Annotated in this window: 15 protein-coding genes; 6 read left to right on the forward strand and 9 right to left on the reverse strand. The window is 71.1% G+C overall.

Annotated features, from left to right (window positions below; all coding sequences use genetic code 11):
- Window positions 1–119 precede the first annotated feature (119 nt).
- Window positions 120–1,316 carry an ROK family protein gene (locus ACIOHP_RS09460; RefSeq protein ID WP_361540496.1) on the reverse strand — a complete coding sequence of 399 codons (1,197 nt, stop codon included), beginning with the start codon at window positions 1,314–1,316 and terminating at the stop codon, window positions 120–122.
- Window positions 1,317–1,436: 120 nt separating this feature from the next.
- On the opposite strand from ACIOHP_RS09460, the gene ACIOHP_RS09465 reads away from it, so the two are divergent.
- The 3 genes from ACIOHP_RS09465 (at window position 1,437) to ACIOHP_RS09475 (ending at window position 6,645) form a co-directional block, all read left to right on the forward strand.
- Window positions 1,437–2,846: an MGH1-like glycoside hydrolase domain-containing protein gene (locus tag ACIOHP_RS09465; protein WP_401884988.1), complete on the forward strand. Its 1,410-nt coding sequence runs from the start codon at window positions 1,437–1,439 to the stop codon at window positions 2,844–2,846.
- A complete protein-coding gene (locus tag ACIOHP_RS09470; protein WP_361540502.1) occupies window positions 2,843–4,786 on the forward strand; it encodes a glycogen debranching N-terminal domain-containing protein in 1,944 nt (647 codons plus the stop codon). The genes ACIOHP_RS09465 and ACIOHP_RS09470 overlap by 4 nt, the downstream gene beginning before the upstream one ends.
- A gap of 203 nt (window positions 4,787–4,989) precedes the next feature.
- The gene (locus tag ACIOHP_RS09475) at window positions 4,990–6,645 is read left to right on the forward strand and encodes a CDP-alcohol phosphatidyltransferase (RefSeq protein ID WP_401885271.1); all 1,656 of its coding nucleotides are present in this window, start codon (window positions 4,990–4,992) and stop codon (window positions 6,643–6,645) included.
- 215 nt (window positions 6,646–6,860) lie between these two features.
- On the opposite strand, the gene ACIOHP_RS09480 is transcribed toward ACIOHP_RS09475, so the two are convergent.
- Together ACIOHP_RS09480 and dusB are read right to left on the reverse strand one after the other, a co-directional pair.
- Window positions 6,861–7,589 carry a helix-turn-helix domain-containing protein gene (locus tag ACIOHP_RS09480; protein WP_401884991.1) on the reverse strand — a complete coding sequence of 243 codons (729 nt, stop codon included), beginning with the start codon at window positions 7,587–7,589 and terminating at the stop codon, window positions 6,861–6,863.
- A gap of 142 nt (window positions 7,590–7,731) precedes the next feature.
- Window positions 7,732–8,886, reverse strand: coding sequence for a tRNA dihydrouridine synthase DusB (gene dusB / locus ACIOHP_RS09485; protein WP_401884993.1), 1,155 nt, complete (start codon window positions 8,884–8,886; stop codon window positions 7,732–7,734).
- A gap of 97 nt (window positions 8,887–8,983) precedes the next feature.
- Here dusB and ACIOHP_RS09490 point away from each other — a divergent pair, with 97 nt between their 5' ends.
- Complete coding sequence (locus ACIOHP_RS09490) at window positions 8,984–10,429, forward strand: MFS transporter (RefSeq protein ID WP_401884996.1); 1,446 nt, start codon at window positions 8,984–8,986, stop codon at window positions 10,427–10,429.
- 178 nt (window positions 10,430–10,607) lie between these two features.
- Here the strand turns inward: ACIOHP_RS09490 and ACIOHP_RS09495 are convergent, their stop codons facing one another.
- Window positions 10,608–11,486 carry a helix-turn-helix transcriptional regulator gene (locus ACIOHP_RS09495; protein ID WP_401884998.1) on the reverse strand — a complete coding sequence of 293 codons (879 nt, stop codon included), beginning with the start codon at window positions 11,484–11,486 and terminating at the stop codon, window positions 10,608–10,610.
- A 101-nt stretch (window positions 11,487–11,587) separates the two neighbouring features.
- Between ACIOHP_RS09495 and ACIOHP_RS09500 the strand changes: the two genes are divergently transcribed.
- Window positions 11,588–13,018: an MFS transporter gene (locus ACIOHP_RS09500; RefSeq protein WP_361540514.1), complete on the forward strand. Its 1,431-nt coding sequence runs from the start codon at window positions 11,588–11,590 to the stop codon at window positions 13,016–13,018.
- An 85-nt stretch (window positions 13,019–13,103) separates the two neighbouring features.
- Window positions 13,104–13,310, forward strand: coding sequence for a hypothetical protein (locus ACIOHP_RS09505; RefSeq protein ID WP_361540517.1), 207 nt, complete (start codon window positions 13,104–13,106; stop codon window positions 13,308–13,310).
- Between the two features lie 410 nt (window positions 13,311–13,720).
- Here ACIOHP_RS09505 and ACIOHP_RS09510 read toward each other — a convergent pair whose 3' ends face one another.
- The 5 genes from ACIOHP_RS09510 to ACIOHP_RS09530 form a co-directional block, all read right to left on the reverse strand.
- On the reverse strand, window positions 13,721–14,311 hold the full coding sequence (locus tag ACIOHP_RS09510; RefSeq protein ID WP_361540520.1) for a TetR family transcriptional regulator: 591 nt from the start codon (window positions 14,309–14,311) through the stop codon (window positions 13,721–13,723).
- 25 nt (window positions 14,312–14,336) lie between these two features.
- Entirely contained in the window at window positions 14,337–15,350 is a 1,014-nt protein-coding gene (locus tag ACIOHP_RS09515; protein WP_401885001.1) for an aldo/keto reductase, read from the reverse strand.
- A 56-nt stretch (window positions 15,351–15,406) separates the two neighbouring features.
- Window positions 15,407–16,018, reverse strand: coding sequence for a LysE family translocator (locus ACIOHP_RS09520; protein WP_401885003.1), 612 nt, complete (start codon window positions 16,016–16,018; stop codon window positions 15,407–15,409).
- 67 nt (window positions 16,019–16,085) lie between these two features.
- Window positions 16,086–16,997 (reverse strand): DUF4394 domain-containing protein, encoded by a 912-nt coding sequence (locus ACIOHP_RS09525; protein ID WP_401885007.1) that lies wholly within the window; start codon window positions 16,995–16,997, stop codon window positions 16,086–16,088.
- Between the two features lie 140 nt (window positions 16,998–17,137).
- Window positions 17,138–18,520 (reverse strand): glycine--tRNA ligase, encoded by a 1,383-nt coding sequence (locus ACIOHP_RS09530; protein ID WP_361540532.1) that lies wholly within the window; start codon window positions 18,518–18,520, stop codon window positions 17,138–17,140.
- Window positions 18,521–18,542: the final 22 nt, after the last annotated feature.

Here is an 18,542-nt window from a genome sequence, read left to right on the forward strand (position 1 = left end):
TGCAGTCGCTCAAGATCCGCTCATCTGAGCGCTACCCCTATCAAGGGTGGCGAGAATCACGCTGCCACAGGCGCCCGGATTTCACCATGCGGACGGGTCTCCGGACCGAAATATGCCGGTCACACGCCAAGCGCGGCCAGCCGCTCCTCGACCCGCTCAGGGGCGTAGAGGTACTCCACCACCAGCGCTCCCGCCCCCACCAGTCCGGCCCGCTCCCCCAGCCGTGACGTCACGACGTCCAGATGAGCGGTCGAGCGCGGCAGCGCCCGCTGATAGAGCAGCTCCCGCACCCCGGTAAGGAAGGCAGTTCCGGCCAAATCGCCGGCGATCATCAGAACCCCGGGATTCAGCAGCGTCACCACGGTCGCCAGGACGTCCCCGACCTGCCGCCCCGCCTCCCGGGCGAGCGCGGCCGCCTCCGGATGACCGGCGGTCAGCAGGTCCCGCACATCCGCTCCGGAGGCCGCGGGCACCCCGGCCTCGGCCAGCCGCCGCGCCACGGCGCCACCACTGGCGACGGCGGCCAGACAGCCGCGGGAACCGCACCGGCACAGCGCGTCCGCGCCCACCCGGATATGGCCGATGTCCCCGGCGCCCCCGTCGATGCCCCGGAAGATCGAGCCGCCGACGACGACCCCGGCACCGATACCGGTCGAGACCTTGACCAGCACGAACGCCGAGCAGTCGGGACAGGACGTGCGCTGTTCGCCGTACGCCATGAGGTTGGCGTCGTTGTCGACGAGGACCGGCACCGCGGGTGCCCCCGTGTGCTCGGTGAAGGAGCGGGCGAGGCGGCCTCTTATGTCGTAGCCGTCCCAGCCCGGCATCATCGGTGGCTGGACCACTCGGCCACTCTCGCTGTCGACCGGCCCCGGCACCGCGAGTCCGATCCCGCAGACCTCGCCCGCGCGGTGGCCCGCCTTCTCCAGCAGCTCGGCGAACCAGCGGCCCAGCTCCCCCAGCACCGCGTCCGGCCCGTCCTCGATGACGAGCGTGCCGCTGTGCTCGGCGAGAAGCTCGCCGGTCAGCGACAGGACGGCCGCGCGGGCGTGCCGGGTGTCCAGGTCGGCGGCGAGGACGACGGCATGGGCGTCGTCGAACTCCAGGGTGATGGAGGGGCGCCCGCCGAGCGGGGAGTCCACGGGACCACCGGCACCCTCGCGCAGCCACCCCGCGCGGAAGAGACGGTCCAGGCGCTGGCCGACGGTGGCACGGGACAGCCCGGTGGCCTGCTGGAGCGCGCCGCGCGTGATCGCACGCCCGCTTCGTACCAGTTCGAGCAGATCGCCGGCGCTTCCCTGACCCCGTCCGGTCATGCGCACCCCCTTGTGTTTCCCAACTCTGCATTACATATTGAGTTTTGCGTGTTAAATAGACGTAACCCTACGGTAGCCACGACCGAACCGGTCGGCCGGACGTCTTTCGGGGAGCCCCGAGTGGATCGCACTGCCCAGCTCACAGCCCGTCTCACAGAACGTGAGTTTGTATACGATCCACCCCCGACCCGGAGTTCGCTGCACAGCAGGGCCGCCCGCGTACTGGAGGACAACTGGACCGGCACCTCCACGGTGCCCTCTCGCGGCCTGTATCCGCACCAGTGGTCGTGGGACTCGGCGTTCATCGCGATCGGCCTGCGGCATCTGTCGCCGCTCAGGGCACAGACGGAGCTGGAGACACTCCTCGCCGCCCAGTGGGACGACGGGCGCATCCCGCACATCGTCTTCAACCCCTCCGTGCCGCTCGACGCGTACTTCCCGAGCCCCGACTTCTGGCGCTCCTCGACCGCGGGGCGCGCTGCGGGCGCCCCGCGCACCGTACAGACCTCGGGCATCGTGCAGCCACCGGTGCACGCGCTGGCCGCGTGGCTGGTGCACTGCTCGGACCCGGGTCTGTCTCGGGCGCGCGGCTTCCTCACCCGGATGTACCCCCGGCTGGCGGCCTGGCACCGCTATCTGCTGCACCGGCGGGACCTGGGCGGGGGGTCGCTGGCGTCCGTCGTGCACCCCTGGGAGCAGGGGATGGACAACAGCCCCTGCTGGGACCTGCCGCTCTCCCGCGTCACCCCCGCCCCCGCCCGCTCCTTCCGGCGCGCCGACCTCGACCACGGGTCGGCGGAGGACCGGCCGACGGATCTGGACTACGGGCGGTACGTGCGGCTGGCGACGGACTACCGGGACGGGGAGTACAGGGACGGGATGGACGGGAGACAAGGGGGCGGTCGCAGCGAATTCGCCGTCGAGGACCCCTCCTTCAACGCCCTGCTCATCGCCTCCGAGCACGCCCTCGCCCGGATCGCGCAGGAGCTGGGCGCGACCGGCACGGCCCGGCACGCGCGCGCCGAGCGTCTGACGGCGGCGCTGATCGACCGGCTGTGGGACCCGGCCGAGGGCATGTTCTTCTGCCGGGACGTGCGGGGCGGGGGGCTGATCCCCGAGCGCAGTGTGTCCGGGCTGATCCCGCTCCTGCTGCCGACGCTCCCCCGGGACATCGTCGAGGCGCTCGTCCGTACGACCGCCTCCAAGCACTTCGGCCTGGGCGGCACCACCCGCCTCGTGCCCAGCTACGACCTTCTCGGCGAGGCCTTCGACCCGCACCGCTACTGGCGCGGCCCGGCCTGGTTCAACACCGGCTGGCTGATGGAGCGGGGCCTGCGCACCCATGGTGAGCGAGGCCGCGCCGACGCACTGCGCCGGGCCGCCCTCGACATCGCGGACACCTCGGGGTTCGCCGAGTACGTCGACCCGTACACCGGTGAGGCCTGCGGCGCGACCGGCTTCGGCTGGACCGCCGCGCTCACGCTCGACCTGCTGCACACCGGCACATCCAAGGGAGGGGACCGGCAATGACGGACCGGCATCATCTGCTCGTGCACGGCGGGACGTTCGCGGCCGTGGGCGACGGCGGGGACATCAGCGGGGTCCGGGGCGGCGCCTCCCCGTCCCCGGAAGGCTTGTTCGTACGCGACGCCCGCCACCTCAGCCGCTGGCAGCTGACGGTCGACGGCGCCGTGCCCGAGGCCCTCACCCCCGTCGCCGACGGGGACACCGCGCGCTGCGTCCTCGTCCCGCGCGGCGGCCGCCAGGAGCCGCCCGCGTACACGATCTTCCGCGAACAGGCCGTGGGCGACGGCTCGTTCGTCGAGTCCCTGCGCGTCACCAGCAACCGCCCGGCGCCGACCACGGTCCGGCTCGCGGTCACCGCCGACGCCGATTTCACGGACCAGTTCGAACTCCGCTCCGACTACCGCACCTACCCGAAGACAGGAGCCACCCGCTCCCGCGAAGTCCTCGACGCGGGCGTCGAGTTCACCTACCAGCGCGGCGAATGGCGTTCCCGTACGACGGTGACGGCCGAGCCGGCCCCGGACGGCGTCGAGGAGACGGGCACCGGAGCCCGGCGCCTCGTGTGGACGCTGGAACTGGAGCCGCACGGCACGGCGGAGCTGACGCTGCGGGTGATGGCACGGCCGCACGGCGACAAGCGAGCCCTGCGGGTACCGCAGTCACCGGCCGCGCTGAACGCACAACTCCTCGCCCTGGAGGGCGAGTTCGTGGAGGGTGTCGCCTTCCCCACCGGCTGGCCCGAACTGGCCGCCGCGTGTGCCCGTGGCCTCGCCGACCTCGCCTCGCTCCAGGTCCCGGCGACCGGACCGGACGGCGAGGAACTGCGCGTCCCGGCCGCCGGCGCGCCCTGGTTCCTGACCCTGCTGGGCCGCGACGCGCTGCTCACCTCGCTGTTCGCCCTCCCCTACCGTCCCCAGCTGGCCGCCGCCACCCTCCCCGCGCTCGCCGCGGCCCAGGCCACGGAGGTCGGCGCGGACTCGGTGGCGCAGCCCGGAAAGATCGTGCACGAGGTGCGGCACGGGGAGCTGGCGCACTTCGGCCAGGTGCCGTACGGGCGTTACTACGGCTCGGTGGACGCGACGCCGTTGTTCCTGGTGCTGCTCGGGGCGTATGTGGAGCACACCGGGGACGTCGCGATGGCCCGGCGTCTGGAGTCCCATGCCCGGGCGGCGATCGGCTGGATGCTGGACCACGGCGGGCTGACCTCGCGCGGATACCTCGTGTACCGCGCCGACCAGGGCGGGCTCGCCAACCAGAACTGGAAGGACTCGCCCGGGGCGATCTGCTGGGCCGACGGGACGCGGGCGAGCGGGGCGGTGATGGCGGCCGGGGCGCAGGGGTACGCGTACGACGCGCTGCGGCGTACGGCGTGGGTGGCGCGGACGGTCTGGGCGGACGAGACGTACGCGGCGCTCCTCGAACAGGCCGCGGGTGATCTGCGGGACCGTTTCCAGCGGGACTTCTGGATGCCGGAGCGGACGTTTCCGGCGTTGGCGCTGGACGGCGAGGGACGGCAGGTGGACGCGCTGGCCTCGGACGCCGGGCATCTGCTGTGGTCCGGGCTGCTGGACAAGGAGTACGGGGAGGCGGTGGGGCGGCGGTTGCTGGAGCCGGACTTCTTCTCCGGGTGGGGGGTGCGGACGGTGGCGGCCGGGCAGTCGGCGTATCACCCGCTCTCGTATCACCGGGGGTCGGTGTGGCCGCACGACAACGCGCTGATCACGCTGGGGTTGGCTCGGTACGGGCTGCATGACGAGGCGCGGGTGGTCGCGCATGCGTTGGTCGACGCGGCGACGGCCACGGGGCATCGGTTGCCGGAGGTTCTCGCGGGGTACGGGCGGGACTCGCATCCGGAGCCGGTGCCGTATCCGCACGCGTGTGTGCGGGAGTCTCGGTCTGCGGCGGCGCCTCTTGCCTTGTTGACCGCGGTCGGGGGTGCCTAGAACGGTCGTGTGGCGGGTGCGGGTCCGTTGTGGCTTGTCGCGCAGTTCCCCGCGCCCCTGGGTGGGTGCGGTGGCCCTTGGTCTGCTGTTTGCTGCCTGTTTGCCCAGTGCTGTGAACGGCGCTTGAGAGCGAGCCGTACGGGATTGTGCCAAGTTCCGTACGGAAGGACCCTCGGGTGGCCGTCACTCTGCGCACGCGGCAACTGCCGGACACACCCGCGCCTTCTGCGCGTCCGCCGATCCTCCGGTGGACGGTCACCGCACTTGCCGCGCTGCTCGTCCTCGGGGCGCTGCTGTTGCCGAACGCCCTGGGCGCGCTGAAGCCGAATCGGTTCACCCGTATCCCCGCCGAGGCGATCCTCGGGGCGGCGGTGGCGTTGTGGCTGCCGCGGCGGCCTCGGGTGGTCGTGGCGGTGGTGGCCGGGGTGGGGCTCGGGGTGCTGACCGTGCTGAACGTGCTGGACATGGGGTTCCGGGAGTATCTGGGGCGGGGCTTCAATCTGGTGCTCGACTGGGAGTTGCTGGACGACGCGCAGTCGTATGTCGCGGATTCGATGGGCGGGACGTTCGCGGTGCTGGCCGCCGTCGGGGCGGTCGTGCTGGTGCTGGTGCTGGTGGGGGTCATGGCGCTGGCGATGGTGCGGCTGAGCAACGTCCTGGTGGCGAGCAGACCGGTCGCCGCGCGGGGCACGCTCATCGCGGCGCTGGCGTGGATCACCTGTTACGCGCTCGGGCTGCAGATCGCCGGGACGCCCATCGCCTCCGACCGGGCCGCCGACGCGCTGAAGATCCAGGCGCGGCGGGTGGCGGACACGGTCCGGGACGAGGCGGCGTTCGCGAAGGAGGCGAAGGCGGACACGTTCGGGGCGACGCCGGGTGCGCAGTTGGTGCCGGATCTGCGGGGCAAGGACGTGATCTTCACGTTCATCGAGAGTTACGGCCGCAGCGCGATCGAGGACCCGATCATGGCGCCGGGGGTGGACTCGACGCTGGCGGCGCGGACGGAGGCGTTGGACAAGGCGGGGTTCCATGCCAAGAGCGGGTGGCTGACGTCGGCGACGTACGGGGGCAGCAGTTGGCTGGGGCACTCGACGTTTCTGTCGGGCCTGTGGATCGACAACCAGCAGCGGTATCGCACGGTGACCTCCGGGGAGCATCTGACCCTCACCAAGGCGTTCCAGAAGACCGGGGACTGGGACACGGTCGGGGTGATGCCGGGGATCCAGAAGGGCTGGCCGGAGGCGAAGTACTACGGCCTGGACAAGGTCTACAACGCCTTCCAACTCGGCTACCAGGGGCCGAAGTTCAGCTGGTCGACGATGCCGGACCAGTATGCGCTGGAGGCCTTCCAGCGCCTCGTCCACGGCAAGAAGCGGGACAAGCCGCTGATGTCGGAGGTCATCCTGACGTCGAGCCACCAGCCGTGGGCGCCGATCCCGAAGCTGGTGGACTGGGACCGGCTCGGTGACGGCTCGGTCTTCGACGCGATCCAGAAGGCCGGCAAGAACCCCGGTGACATCGTCACGGACTCGACCAAGTCCCGTGAGGAGTACGGCAAGTCGATCCAGTACTCGGTGACGGCCCTCACGCAGTGGCTGGAGCGCTACGGCACCGACGACACCGTTCTCGTCTTCCTCGGCGACCACCAGCCCATCGCCCGCGTCAGCGGCGACCACGCCAGCCGGGACGTCCCGGTCTCGATCGTGGCCAAGGACCCGAAGATCCTGGACAAGATCGCGAACTGGAACTGGACGGACGGCCTGCGCCCCGCCCACAACGCCCCGGTCTGGAAGATGAGCTCCTTCCGCGACCGCTTCCTGACGGCCTACGGCTCGACCCCGCACCCGTCGAAGGACTGAGGTCCTCGCCCCCGCCGCCCCTACCCGTCCCATCCTCCAGGGGCTCCGCCCCTTCGACCCCGATCGGCCCGAAGGGCCTTGTCCTCAAACGCCGGACGGGCTGAGAAACCCAGCCCGTCCGGCGTTTGAGGACAAGGCCCCTTCAGGGCCGTAGCGGGGGTCTGGGGGCGCAGCCCCCAGGGATGGGACGGGTAGGGGCGGCGGGGGCGAAATCCTCAGGCGTCCGACGCCGTCTCGGGCTTCGTGTAGAGGATGTCGCGCGCCTGTTCCGCCGCTCGGGCGATGCTTTCGGAGACGAAGTCGAGGAAGCGGGCGATGTTTTCGAGGCGGACCGCGGCCGGGGTGTCGGGGCCGAGGACGGTGACGCCCTGGCGGGCGATCTCGACGATCTGGGCGGTGGAGCGGGCGCTGGCCATCATGGCCTGGTACCAGATGTCGTCGTCGACGACATAGCGCTCGCGGCGACGCTCGTCGCGTTCCCGGCGCACCATGCCCTGGCTCTCCAGGAAGGTGATCGCCTTGGAGACGGAGGCAGGACTGACGTTCAGGCGCTGGACGAGTTCCGCGGCGGTCAGGCTGCCGGTGTCGGTGAGGGTGATGCAGGCCATCACGCGGGACATCATCGTGGGCATGCCGGAGCCCATCATGACGGTGGTGAACGTCTCCTCGTACTCGCGCACCGCCTCGGCATCACGCCCATGGGCCTGCTCGGGCGCCCGCGCGTCCCGAGGCGCGGTCGGCCTGCGCCGATGGGCGCGGCGCTCGGTGGCGCGATGGGCCGCCTCGGCGCGGTAGGCGCTCGGACCGCCGTTGCGCATGACTTCCCGCGTGACCGTCGAGGTCGGACGCTCCAGACGGCGGGCGATCTCCGCGTAGGCGAGTCCGTCGGCCAGCCCCAGCGCGATCTGCTGACGCTCCTGCTGGGTGAGCCTGCCTCCCGGCATCGGGGCCTCCTTCGTGCTCCGCGGAAGCCTGAGCATAGTCGGCGGACGGTGCGTCGGGCGTGGCAGCCAATGCAACGATTCCACGCCGTTCACCTGCCGTTACGGCCACCGGACGCAACAGGCTCGCCGGTCTGCGCTCGTCTCAGCCGCCCGACGTGTCCAGTTCCGCGTCCTCGCCGATGCCCGCGCAGTCGTACGGGTCCTTGAGCCAACCGTCCGGCAGGACAACCCGGTTGTTCCCCGACGTACGTCCACGCGGCCCGTCGGCGCCCGTCGGCCAGGGCTGGTCGAGGTCCAACTCGTCGAGACCGGACCGGAGTTCCTCCAGGGAGGAGGTGATGGCGAGGCGCTTGCGCATCTCCGAGCCGACCGCGAAGCCCTTGAGGTACCAGGCGACGTGCTTGCGGAAGTCGATGACACCGCGGGCCTCGTCGCCGATCCACTCGCCGAGGAGCGTGGCGTGCCGGACCATCACGTCGGCGACCTCGCGCAGGGCGGGGCGCGCGATGTCGTCCGTACGGCCTTCGAAGACGGCCACGAGGTCGGAGAACAGCCACGGCCGCCCCAGGCACCCGCGTCCGACCACCACTCCGTCGCAGCCGGTCTCGCGCACCATCCGTACCGCGTCCTCGGCCGACCAGATGTCGCCGTTGCCGAGGACGGGGATCTCCGGCACATGCTCCTTGAGCCGGGCGATCGCGTCCCAGTCCGCGGTGCCGCCGTAGTGCTGGGCGGCGGTGCGGCCGTGCAGCGCGATGGCCGTCACGCCCTCCTCCACGGCGATACGGCCGGCGTCGAGGTAGGTGATGTGGTCGTCGTCGATGCCCTTGCGCATCTTCATCGTGACGGGGAGGTCGCCGGCCCCGCTCACCGCCTCGCGCAGGATCGCGCGCAGCAGATTCCGCTTGTACGGCAGTGCCGAGCCGCCGCCCTTCCGCGTCACCTTGGGGACCGGGCAGCCGAAGTTCAGGTCGATGTGGTCGGCGAGGCCCTCGTCCGCGATCATGCGGACGGCCTTGCCGACGGTCGCCGGGTCGACGCCGTACAGCTGGATCGAGCGCGGCTTCTCGGTCGCGTCGAAGTGGATCAGCTGCATGGTCTTCTCGTTGCGCTCGACCAGCGCCCGGGTGGTGATCATCTCGCTCACGAACAGCCCCTTGCCACCGCTGAACTCCCTGCACAGGGTGCGGAAGGGCGCGTTGGTGATCCCGGCCATGGGGGCCAGGACGACGGGCGGCTGCACGGTGTGCGGCCCGATCTGCAGGGTCGTGTTCGAGGTGGGCGCGATCGTGGGCATTCCCCCATTGTGGCGTACGGCGACCCGTGCCCGGCCGACCGATCTTGTACGTACCATTAGTTAGACGCACTATCGATGTCGGCGTACGATGGAGCGCATGCCCGAGCCCAGCTTCCGCCGACGTCTGCTGGTCCTCGCGATCTGCTGCATGAGCCTGCTGATCGTGAGCCTCGACAACACCGTGCTGAACGTCGCCCTGCCGTCCATGCAGCACGATCTCGACACCACGACGTCGGGACTGCAGTGGACCATCGACGCGTACACGCTGGTGCTCGCCTCGCTCCTGATGCTGGCCGGCTCCACGGCCGACCGGATCGGCCGCAAGCGGGTCTTCGTCGCGGGCCTGATCGTCTTCACGATCGGCTCGGTGCTGTGCTCCATGGCCCCGAACCTGGAGGCGCTGGTCGCCTTCCGCATGGTGCAGGCGGTGGGCGGCTCGATGCTCAACCCGGTCGCCATGTCGATCATCACCAACACCTTCACCGACCCCCGTGAGCGGGCCAGCGCGATCGGGGCGTGGGGCGCGGTCGTCGGTATCTCCATGGCGGCGGGACCGCTGGTGGGCGGACTGCTCGTGGACACCGTCGGCTGGCGCTCGATCTTCTGGATCAACGTCCCGGTCGGTCTCGCCGCCCTTCTGCTCACCCTCCGCTTCGTCCCCGAGTCCCGCGCCCCCAGGGCCCGCCGCACCGACCCCGTCGGCCAGCTCCTGGTGATCACGCTGTTCGGCTCGATGACGTACGCGATCATCGAGGCGCCGAACACCGGGTTCGGCTCGGTCCTGCCGTACGCCGTGCTGGCGCTGGCCGCGCTGATCGGGCTGCTGGTGTACGAGCCCCGGCGTGCCGAGCCGCTGATCGATCTGCGGTTCTTCCGGTCGGCGCCGTTCAGCGGGGCCACGGTGATCGCGATCAGCGCGTTCGCGGCGCTGGGCGGGTTCCTGTTCCTGTCGACGCTGTACCTGCAGAACGTCCGCGGTCTCGACGCGATGCACGCCGGCCTGTGGATGCTGCCGATCGCGGCCCCCGCGTTCGTCTGCGCCCCGCTGTCCGGACGGCTGGTCGGCCGGCACGGACCGCGGCTGCCGCTGCTGGTCGCCGGCGTCTCGATCACCGCGAGCGGGGTGCTGTTCGCCGCGTTCGACGCGGAGACGTCCGATGTCACCCTGCTGATCGGGTACGTGCTGTTCGGCATCGGGTTCGGCTTCGTGAACGCGCCGATCACGAACACGGCGGTGTCGGGGATGCCCCGGTCGCAGGCGGGGGTCGCCGCGGCGGTGGCTTCCACGAGCCGGCAGCTGGGCCAGACGCTGGGCGTCGCCGTGGTGGGGGCCGTGCTGGTGGCGGGGGTCGGGTCGGCCTCGTACGCCGACACGTTCGTCTCCGCCTCGGTGCCGGCCTGGTGGATCATCGCCGGGTGCGGGCTCGCGGTGCTGGTGCTGGGTGCGGTGACGAGCGGGGCCTGGGCCCGTGGGACCGCTCAGCGGACCGCCGAGCGGCTGGAGTCGCTCGAGGTGCGCGAAGTGGCGAGGGTGGGCGCGTAGTTCGGCGGGTGCGGGTTCGTCGTGGCCGGTCGCGCCCGCGCGGCGGAGCCGCATATCGAGGCAGCCCCGCGCCCTTGAGCAGGTCCGGTGTACGTGGTGCCTGGCGCTGGACCTCACCGTCGCGCCGAAAGCCGGTACTGGCCCGCGTGCGACCGGAGCTGACCGTTGACGCGGTGAATCAGGCCGACCTGGCGACCGCGATCGCGTGCAGTTCCTCCAGCCGCCTCCGTGACTCCTCGTCCGCCGGCGTGTACGTGACCATGCGCGGCCCCAGGTCCGGCCCGAGCCACAGGTCGGTGTGGATGACGGAGACCCGGCCGACGTAGCGGTTGCGGAACTCCTTCTGCTTGCTGCGGTGCGAGACCACCTCGTGCCGGTCCCAGGCCTCACGGAACTCCGGGGACTCCGCGCGCAGCCGCTTCAGCAGCATCTTCCAGGCGGGCTCGGCGAGATGGTTGGCCATGGCGGCGCGCAGCCGGGCGGCCATGAGGCGGCGGGTCTCCTCCAGGTGCACGATCGACCCGGCCCACTCCTCGTTCGTGTAGCAGAGGACCATGCAGTTGCGGTCCTCCGGCGGCACCGCGTCCAGGTCGCACAGGAGCAGGCCGTAGGTGCGGTTGTGGGCGAGGATGTCGTAGCGGCTGTTCTGCACACAGGCCGGGAGCGGCTCCAACTGCTCGATCAGCTGGCGCAGTGCGGGCGTGATCGACGGGCAGCTGGTGGCCGGCGTCGGGTCCGCCGCCCCGGCGAGCTGGAAGAGGTGGGCACGTTCGCTCGGGTCGAGCAGCAGGCTGCGGGCGAGGGCGTCCAGGACCTGGACGGAGACCTGGATGTCACGGGCCTGCTCCAGCCAGGTGTACCAGGTCACGCCGACCGCGGAGAGGTGGGCGACCTCCTCGCGGCGCAGACCGGGGGTGCGGCGCCGGCGGCCGCGGGGCAGGCCGACCTGCTCGGGCGTGATGTGCTCGCGGCGGTGGCGCAGGAAGGCGGCGAGCTCGTGCCGCCGGATGTCCGCGGGAGCCGCCGCCGTCGTCGTCTCCTGGACCGTCATCGTCATGCCTCCAGCGTGCCGCCCCGCGGACCCTGTTTCCAGGTACTCCTTCTACCAGGATAAAGACACTCTGGTACCCGTCTGACGGGAAGCGGAGGCTGGTCTCCGTGAGTACCGAAACCACCATCCCAGGCCAGGTCCGCACCGCGAGCGCGCCACCCGTGCTCGGCGGCCTCGGACTCTTCACCGTGCTGCTCGGCGCGGCACTCCCCCTCATCGACTTCTTCATCGTCAACGTCGCCCTGCCCACCATCGGCCACGACCTCGCGGCGAGCGAGTCGGTCCTCGAACTCGTCGTCTCCGGCTACGGGTTGGCGTACGCCGTCCTCCTCGTCCTCGGCGGCCGGCTGGGCGATCTCTTCGGCCGCCGCCGGCTCTTCCTCGGCGGCATGGCGGCCTTCGGCCTGACCTCACTGGCCTGCGGGCTCGCCCCCACCGCGTGGACCCTGGTGGCGGCCCGGGTCGCGCAGGGCGCGGCGTCCGCGGCGATGCTGCCGCAGGTGCTGGCGACGATCCAGGCGGCGACGGCGGGACAGCGGCGGGCAAAGGCGATGGGCCTGTACGGCGCGACGGCCGGTCTGTCGATGGTGGCGGGCCAGATCCTCGGCGGCGTGCTGGTCGCGGCCGACATCGCGGGCACGGGCTGGCGCTCGGTGTTCCTGGTGAACGTCCCGGTCGTCCTCGTGGGCCTGTTCCTGGCCGCCCGCGCCGTCCCGGAGACCCGCTCCCGGAACCCGGAGCCGGTGGACGGCCCGGGCACGGTCCTGCTCGCCGCGTCCCTGCTCGCGCTGCTGGCCCCGCTGACCGAGGGCCGCTCCGCGGGGTGGCCGCTGTGGACGTGGCTGTCGCTGGCGGCGTTCCCGTTCGTGGCGGCGGCGTTCTACGCGGTGGAGCGCGGGGCGGACCGGCGGGGGCGGACGCCGCTGGTGCCGCCGAGCCTGTTCCGACTGGTGTCCCTGCGGCGCGGGTTGGTGATGATCGTGCCGTTCTCCATCGGCTTCAGCGGCTTCATGTTCGTGATCGCGGTGGCGCTCCAGCAGGGCGCGGGGCTCGGCCCGGTGCGGGCGGGGCTCGCGCTGGCTCCGATGGCGGTGGTGTTCTTCTTCGTCTCCCTCGCGGGTCCGCGGCTGGTGACGAGGTACGGGACGCGCGTGGTGACCGCGGGCGCCGGGATCCAGGCGGTGGGCGTGGGCCTGATGGCGCTGGTGGCGTGGCGCTCCTGGCCGGACCTGGGTCTGGTGGAGTTGCTGCCCGGAGCGGCGGTCGCGGGCGCGGGTCAGGCCCTTCAACTCCCGGTGATCTTCCGCATCGTGCTCTCCGAGGTGCCGACCGCGAGGGCGGGCGTGGGCAGCGGGGTCATGGTCACGACCCAACAGTCCGCCCTGGCCCTGGGGGTGGCGACGCTCGGCACCCTGTTCCTGTCCCTGACCCCGGGGTTGGGCATGCGGGACGCGCTGGTGACGACACTCCTGGTGCAGTTGGTGGGCGTGGCCCTGACCGGGCTGCTGAGCCTGCGGCTGCCCCGGACGGTCGGGTGAGGCGGTTCAAGGATCGACGAACTTGCCGTGAAGATATCGCTGTTGATGTTGGTCTTGCTGCACACTCCTAGCCGGAGGCGAGGCCATGTTGCAGATCAACACGAGCAAAGTGAGCCGCTGGGACCAACACGGACGCGAGCACGTCGTCCAAGTGCAGCGCAAAGGCGCGCAACGCACGATCAGATGCGACACCTGCGGCTGGCGCAAGAACGCGCAGTTCCTGCCGTGGCTGAAGGCGGAGGAGCACCTCTCTCAGGAACACCAGGCGACGGTGGACCCGGGCGGAGGCTGACCTGGGCCTGTGCCCGCGAAGGAGCTCGAGGAACTGATCGCCGACCCGCGGGGCCGCCCCGTCGACACCGCGTTCGCGGGCGGGCCGGCCGATCGTGCCCAGGGCGGAATGATCGGGACCACGTCCCGGACCGGCGACGTGCCCGTGGCGGACCGGTTCGACTACTGGGGCCGGTGCGGGTGTGGCCGGTCCGGGTGCTGCCGAGGCGGTGTCTGCGCTACGCACGGATGGTGCGGCGGTCCGACCCCGAGCTACGGCCGCCGATGATCGCCGCCGCGCACCACATCTCCCTCAGCCATCTGCACCGACTTCCCCCGCGTCTTCCGCGCCGCGTACGGGGTCTCGCCCACGGAACACCGGCTCCAGGCGCCGCACGAGGGCACGCGGACGCCGTACGAGGCCCCTGGCGCCTAGGCCCGCAGCCCCCGGACGAGCATGTCCACCACCGCCGCGAAGTCGTCCCACACCTCCGGCCGTTCCCACTCCCGGGCGTAACCGGGGTCGTGGAAGCGGCCGGTGGCGTGGAAGAGGGCGCGGGCCGTGGTGGCCGGGTCGGGGGTGGTGAAGGTGCCCGCCTCGACGCCGGCCCGCACGATCTCGGTCAGCTGGTCGGTCAGCTCGGTGAGGTGGGCGCCGACCACCTCACCGGCGTCCGCGGCCAGCACCGAGTAGGTGGCGAAGAGTTCGGGGTCGTCGCCCGCCTTGCGGCGCTTCGCCTCCAGGAGCGCCGCGAGCCAGTCGCGCAACCGGGTCTGGGGGTCACGGTCGGTGGCCGCGACGATGCCGGCCAGTTCCTCCGTCGTCCGGTCCAGCCAGCGCTTGGTCACGGCCTCCCGCAGCGCCGCCTTCGTACGGAAGTGCCGGTAGACACTGCCGTGGCTGACGCCGAGCGCGCGGGCCACGTCGACCACGGTCGCCTTCGCCGGGCCGTGGCGGCGCAGCACGTCCTCGGTGGCCTCGAGGATGCGCTCGGCGGTCAGGGTCTCGCTGGTCGGAGGCATGCGTAGACGGTACCCGGCACCGCGATCAGCGCTCGCTGTCGAGCATGGCCATCTGCGCGGGGGCGTACCGCTCGCCGGCCGCCGCGTCCACGGGTACGGCGGCCTCGATGGCGGCGAGGTCGGCCGCGTCCAGGGTCACGTCCAGGGCGCCGAGGGCCTCGTCGAGTCGCTCGCGGGTGCGGGCGCCGATCAGCGGCACGATGTCGTCGCCGCGGGAGACCACCCAGGCGATGGCGATCTGCGCGACGGAGACGTCCTTCTGCTCGGCGATCTTGCGCAGGGACTCGACGAGCGTGAGGTTGTGCTGGAGGTTGTCGCCCTGGAAGCGGGGCGAGTGGGCGCGGAAGTCGTTCGCCGCGAACCCCTGGCCGGGCGCGACATGGCCGGAGATCAGGCCACGCGAGAGCACGCCGTACGCGGTGACGCCGATGCCCAGCTCGCGCAGGGTGGGCAGGATCTCCCGCTCGGGGCCGCGGGAGATGAGCGCGTACTCGATCTGGAGGTCGGCGATCGGGGCGGTGGCGGCGGCCCGGCGGATGGTGTCGGCGCCGACCTCGCTGAGCCCGATGTGGCGGACGTATCCCTTCTCGACCAGTTCCGCTATCGCGCCGACGGTCTCCTCGATCGGCACGTCCGGGTCGAGCCGGGCGGGGCGGTAGACGTCGATGTGGTCGACGCCGAGGCGCTGGAGGGAGTACGCGGCGAAGTTCTTGACGGCGGCCGGGCGGCCGTCGAAGCCGTTCCAGGCGTCGTCCGGGCCGCGCAGGGCACCGAACTTCACGCTGGTCAGCGCGTTCTCGCGGAGCGCGGCCGGGGCGGTGCGCAGGGCCTCGGCGATCAGCAGTTCGTTGTGGCCCATGCCGTAGAAGTCGCCGGTGTCGAGCAGGGTCACGCCGGCTTCCAGGGCGGCGTGGACGGTGGCGAGGGACTCGGCGCGGTCCGACTCTCCGTACGCGCCGGACATGCCCATGCAGCCGAGGCCGAGGGCGGAGACCTGGGGGCCGGTGGTTCCGAGGGTGCGGGGGGTCTGTGTCGTCATGCCCTCCACCCTGACATGACAGCTGACAGATTTCAATATCTGTCAGCTGTCATCTGTCACCCACTCGTCGTGGCCAGCTTGGCCCCGAGCAGGACGAACGACCCCGCGAAACTGCGGCGCAGCCACGCCATCACCCTGGGCCGCCCGATCACATGACGGCGGACCGACGCCGCCAGCACCCCGTACGCGGCGAACACCACGAAGGTGGCCAGCATGAACACCCCGCTCAGCACCAGCATCCGAAGCAACGCGCCCGACTCCCCCGACGGCACGAACTGCGGCAGGAACGCGAAGAAGAAGATCGTCAGCTTCGGGTTGAGGACGTTGATCAGCACGGCCCGGACGACGACCCGCCCCGCGGAGACGGGAGCCGCGTCCCGCTCCACGGCGATCGCCTCCCGGTCCCGCAGCGTCGCCCACGCCATCCACAGCAGATACGCGACACCGGCGTACTTCAGCACCTGGAACGCCGTCGCGCTCGCGTGCAGCAGCGCCGCCACCCCGGTGATCGCCGCCACCATGTGCGGCACGATCCCCAGGGTGCAGCCGAACGCCGCGACGACACTCGCCCGCCGCCCGCGCGACAGCCCCGCCGCGAGCGTGTAGACGACACCGGTACCGGGAGTGGCGACCACGACGAGGGTGGTCAGCAGAAACGCGAGACTCATACCGCCACCCTGCCGTGGCCGCCACGTCCGCCTACAGGGCCAATCGAGCAGCCGCTACGGGGACCACTCAGCCCTGCTTCAACGGGATCGCCAGATCGACCACCTGCCACCCCTTCGGGAAGGAGCCGGTGGCCGTCGCCGTGCCGGTCAGCAGATCGACCCTGAAGGCACGCGAACCCGTCACCGCGTAGGCGGAGTTGGTCCCGGTCCTGGTCGAACTGTAGATGTCGAAGCCGGAGTCGCCCGGCGCGTCGGTGCCCTTCTGCCCGGTCGGGGCGAGGTTGCCCGCGTTGGCCGGGGACTGGACGGAGACGCGGTCCTGGGCGGTGTCGAGGTCGAACAGGGTGGTGGCCGTCGCGGCGCTCAGGTCGTTGTTCGTGTACGCCGCCCCCGTCACGCCCGTCGCCGTCGCCCCGGCCGTCGCGGGCGGCACCGGCGGGTTGGTGAGGGTGCCGTCGGTCGCGGTCGTACCCGCCGCGGGGGCGCCGGCCGGGTCGTCGATGTTGTGGCGGAGGTTCTGGCCGGTGTCGCTGATGACGCGGAGCCGGTTGGCGGCCGGGTTGAAGTCGACGCCGAAGTTCGTGCCCTGCGGGGCCACGCTCAGCTGGGAGACCTTGGTGGCCTTGGCGCCGATCTCGCGGATCGTGTAGATGCCACCCTTGTCGCCGACGCCGTACAACTTGCCGTTCTGGACGCGGTAGTCGATGCCGATCAGGCTGCTGTCACCCGTGAGGCCGCTGACCTTGCCGAGCGGGAGGGTGCGGTCGGGACGGTCGACACGGAAGCTGACGAGACGTCCGCCGTCGGTGAGGCCGATCGCGTTGAGCCGGCCGCCCGCGGCACCGGGGAGCCCGGCCGAGGTGCCGGACTGGGTGGAGATACCGGAAGGGGAGTCGCCCTGGTCGTTCGCCGCCACAAAGCCGACCGTGCCGACGGCCAGGGCCAGCGTGGCCACGCCGATGACTGCTTGCTTGCGCATGAGTGCCCCCGTGAGAGACCGCGTGGCCCCCTGCGGGCCGCGCATGTCCTCCCCTTCGGAGGCGATTGCGCCCTGGATGGGCGAAACCCCGGTTCCGTTACGTCTGTTACGGAACCGGGGTCTTCGTGCACCGCTCGTGACTAGCAGCCGATCAGGCGGCTCGCCAGGTAGCCCTCGATCTGGTCCAGCGACACGCGCTCCTGCTTCATCGAGTCACGCTCGCGGACGGTGACCGCGTTGTCCTCGAGCGTGTCGAAGTCGACCGTGACGCAGAACGGCGTACCGATCTCGTCCTGGCGGCGGTAGCGGCGGCCGATGGCGCCGGCGTCGTCGAACTCGATGTTCCAGTTCTGGCGCAGCGCCTGGGCCAGGCCCTTGGCCTTCGGGGACAGCTCCGGGTTGCGGGACAGCGGCAGCACCGCGACCTTCACCGGGGCCAGCCGGTGGTCCAGGCGCAGCACGGTGCGCTTCTCCAGCTTGCCCTTGGCGTTGGGGGCCTCGTCCTCGACGTAGGCGTCGAGGAGGAACGCCAGCATCGCGCGGCCGACACCGGCCGCGGGCTCGATGACGTACGGCGTCCAGCGCTCCTGGGCCTCCTGGTCGTAGAAGAAGAGGTCCTGGCCGGAGGCCTTGGAGTGCGCGTTGAGGTCGTAGTCGGTGCGGTTGGCCACACCCTCGAGCTCGCCCCACTCGTTGCCGCCGAACTGGAAGCGGTACTCGATGTCAGCGGTGCGCTTGGAGTAGTGGGAGAGCTTCTCCTGCGGGTGCTCGAACCACCGCATGTTCTCCTCGCGCATGCCGAGACCGGTGTACCAGTTCCAGCGCTGCTCCATCCAGTACTCCTGCCACTTCTCGTCCTCGCCCGGCTTGACGAAGAACTCCATCTCCATCTGCTCGAACTCGCGGGTGCGGAAGATGAAGTTGCCGGGCGTGATCTCGTTGCGGAAGGACTTGCCCATCTGCGCGATGCCGAACGGGGGCTTCTTGCGCGAAGTGGTCTGCACCTGGGAGAAGTTGGTGAAGATGCCCTGTGCGGTCTCGGGGCGCAGGTACGCGATCGAGCCGGTGTCCTGGGTCGGGCCGAGGTGCGTGGAGAGCAGACCCGAGAACTGCTTGGGCTCGGTGAACTGGCCCTTGTTGCCGCAGTGCGGGCAGTTGATGTCCGCGAGGCCGTTCTCCGGGAGGCGGCCCTTCTTGGCCTCGTACTCCTCCTCCAGGTGGTCCGCGCGGAACCGCTTGTGGCAGGAGGTGCACTCGGTCAACGGGTCGGAGAACGTGGCGACGTGGCCGGAGGCCACCCAGACCTCGGGGGCCAGGATCACGGACGAGTCGATACCGACGACGTCCTCGCGCGAGGTCACCATGTAGCGCCACCACTGGCGCTTCAGGTTCTCCTTGAGCTCGACACCCAGCGGTCCGTAGTCCCAGGCGGCCTTCTGGCCGCCGTAGATCTCACTGCAGGGGAATACGAAGCCACGGCGCTTGCTCAGGCTGACGATGGTGTCGATCTTGTCGGCGGCCACGGTGCTCTCTTCATTACGACGA

Origin of the sequence: Streptomyces sp. NPDC087859 (assembly GCF_044742595.1) — a bacterium.
GTDB classification, from domain to species: domain Bacteria; phylum Actinomycetota; class Actinomycetes; order Streptomycetales; family Streptomycetaceae; genus Streptomyces; species Streptomyces canus_F.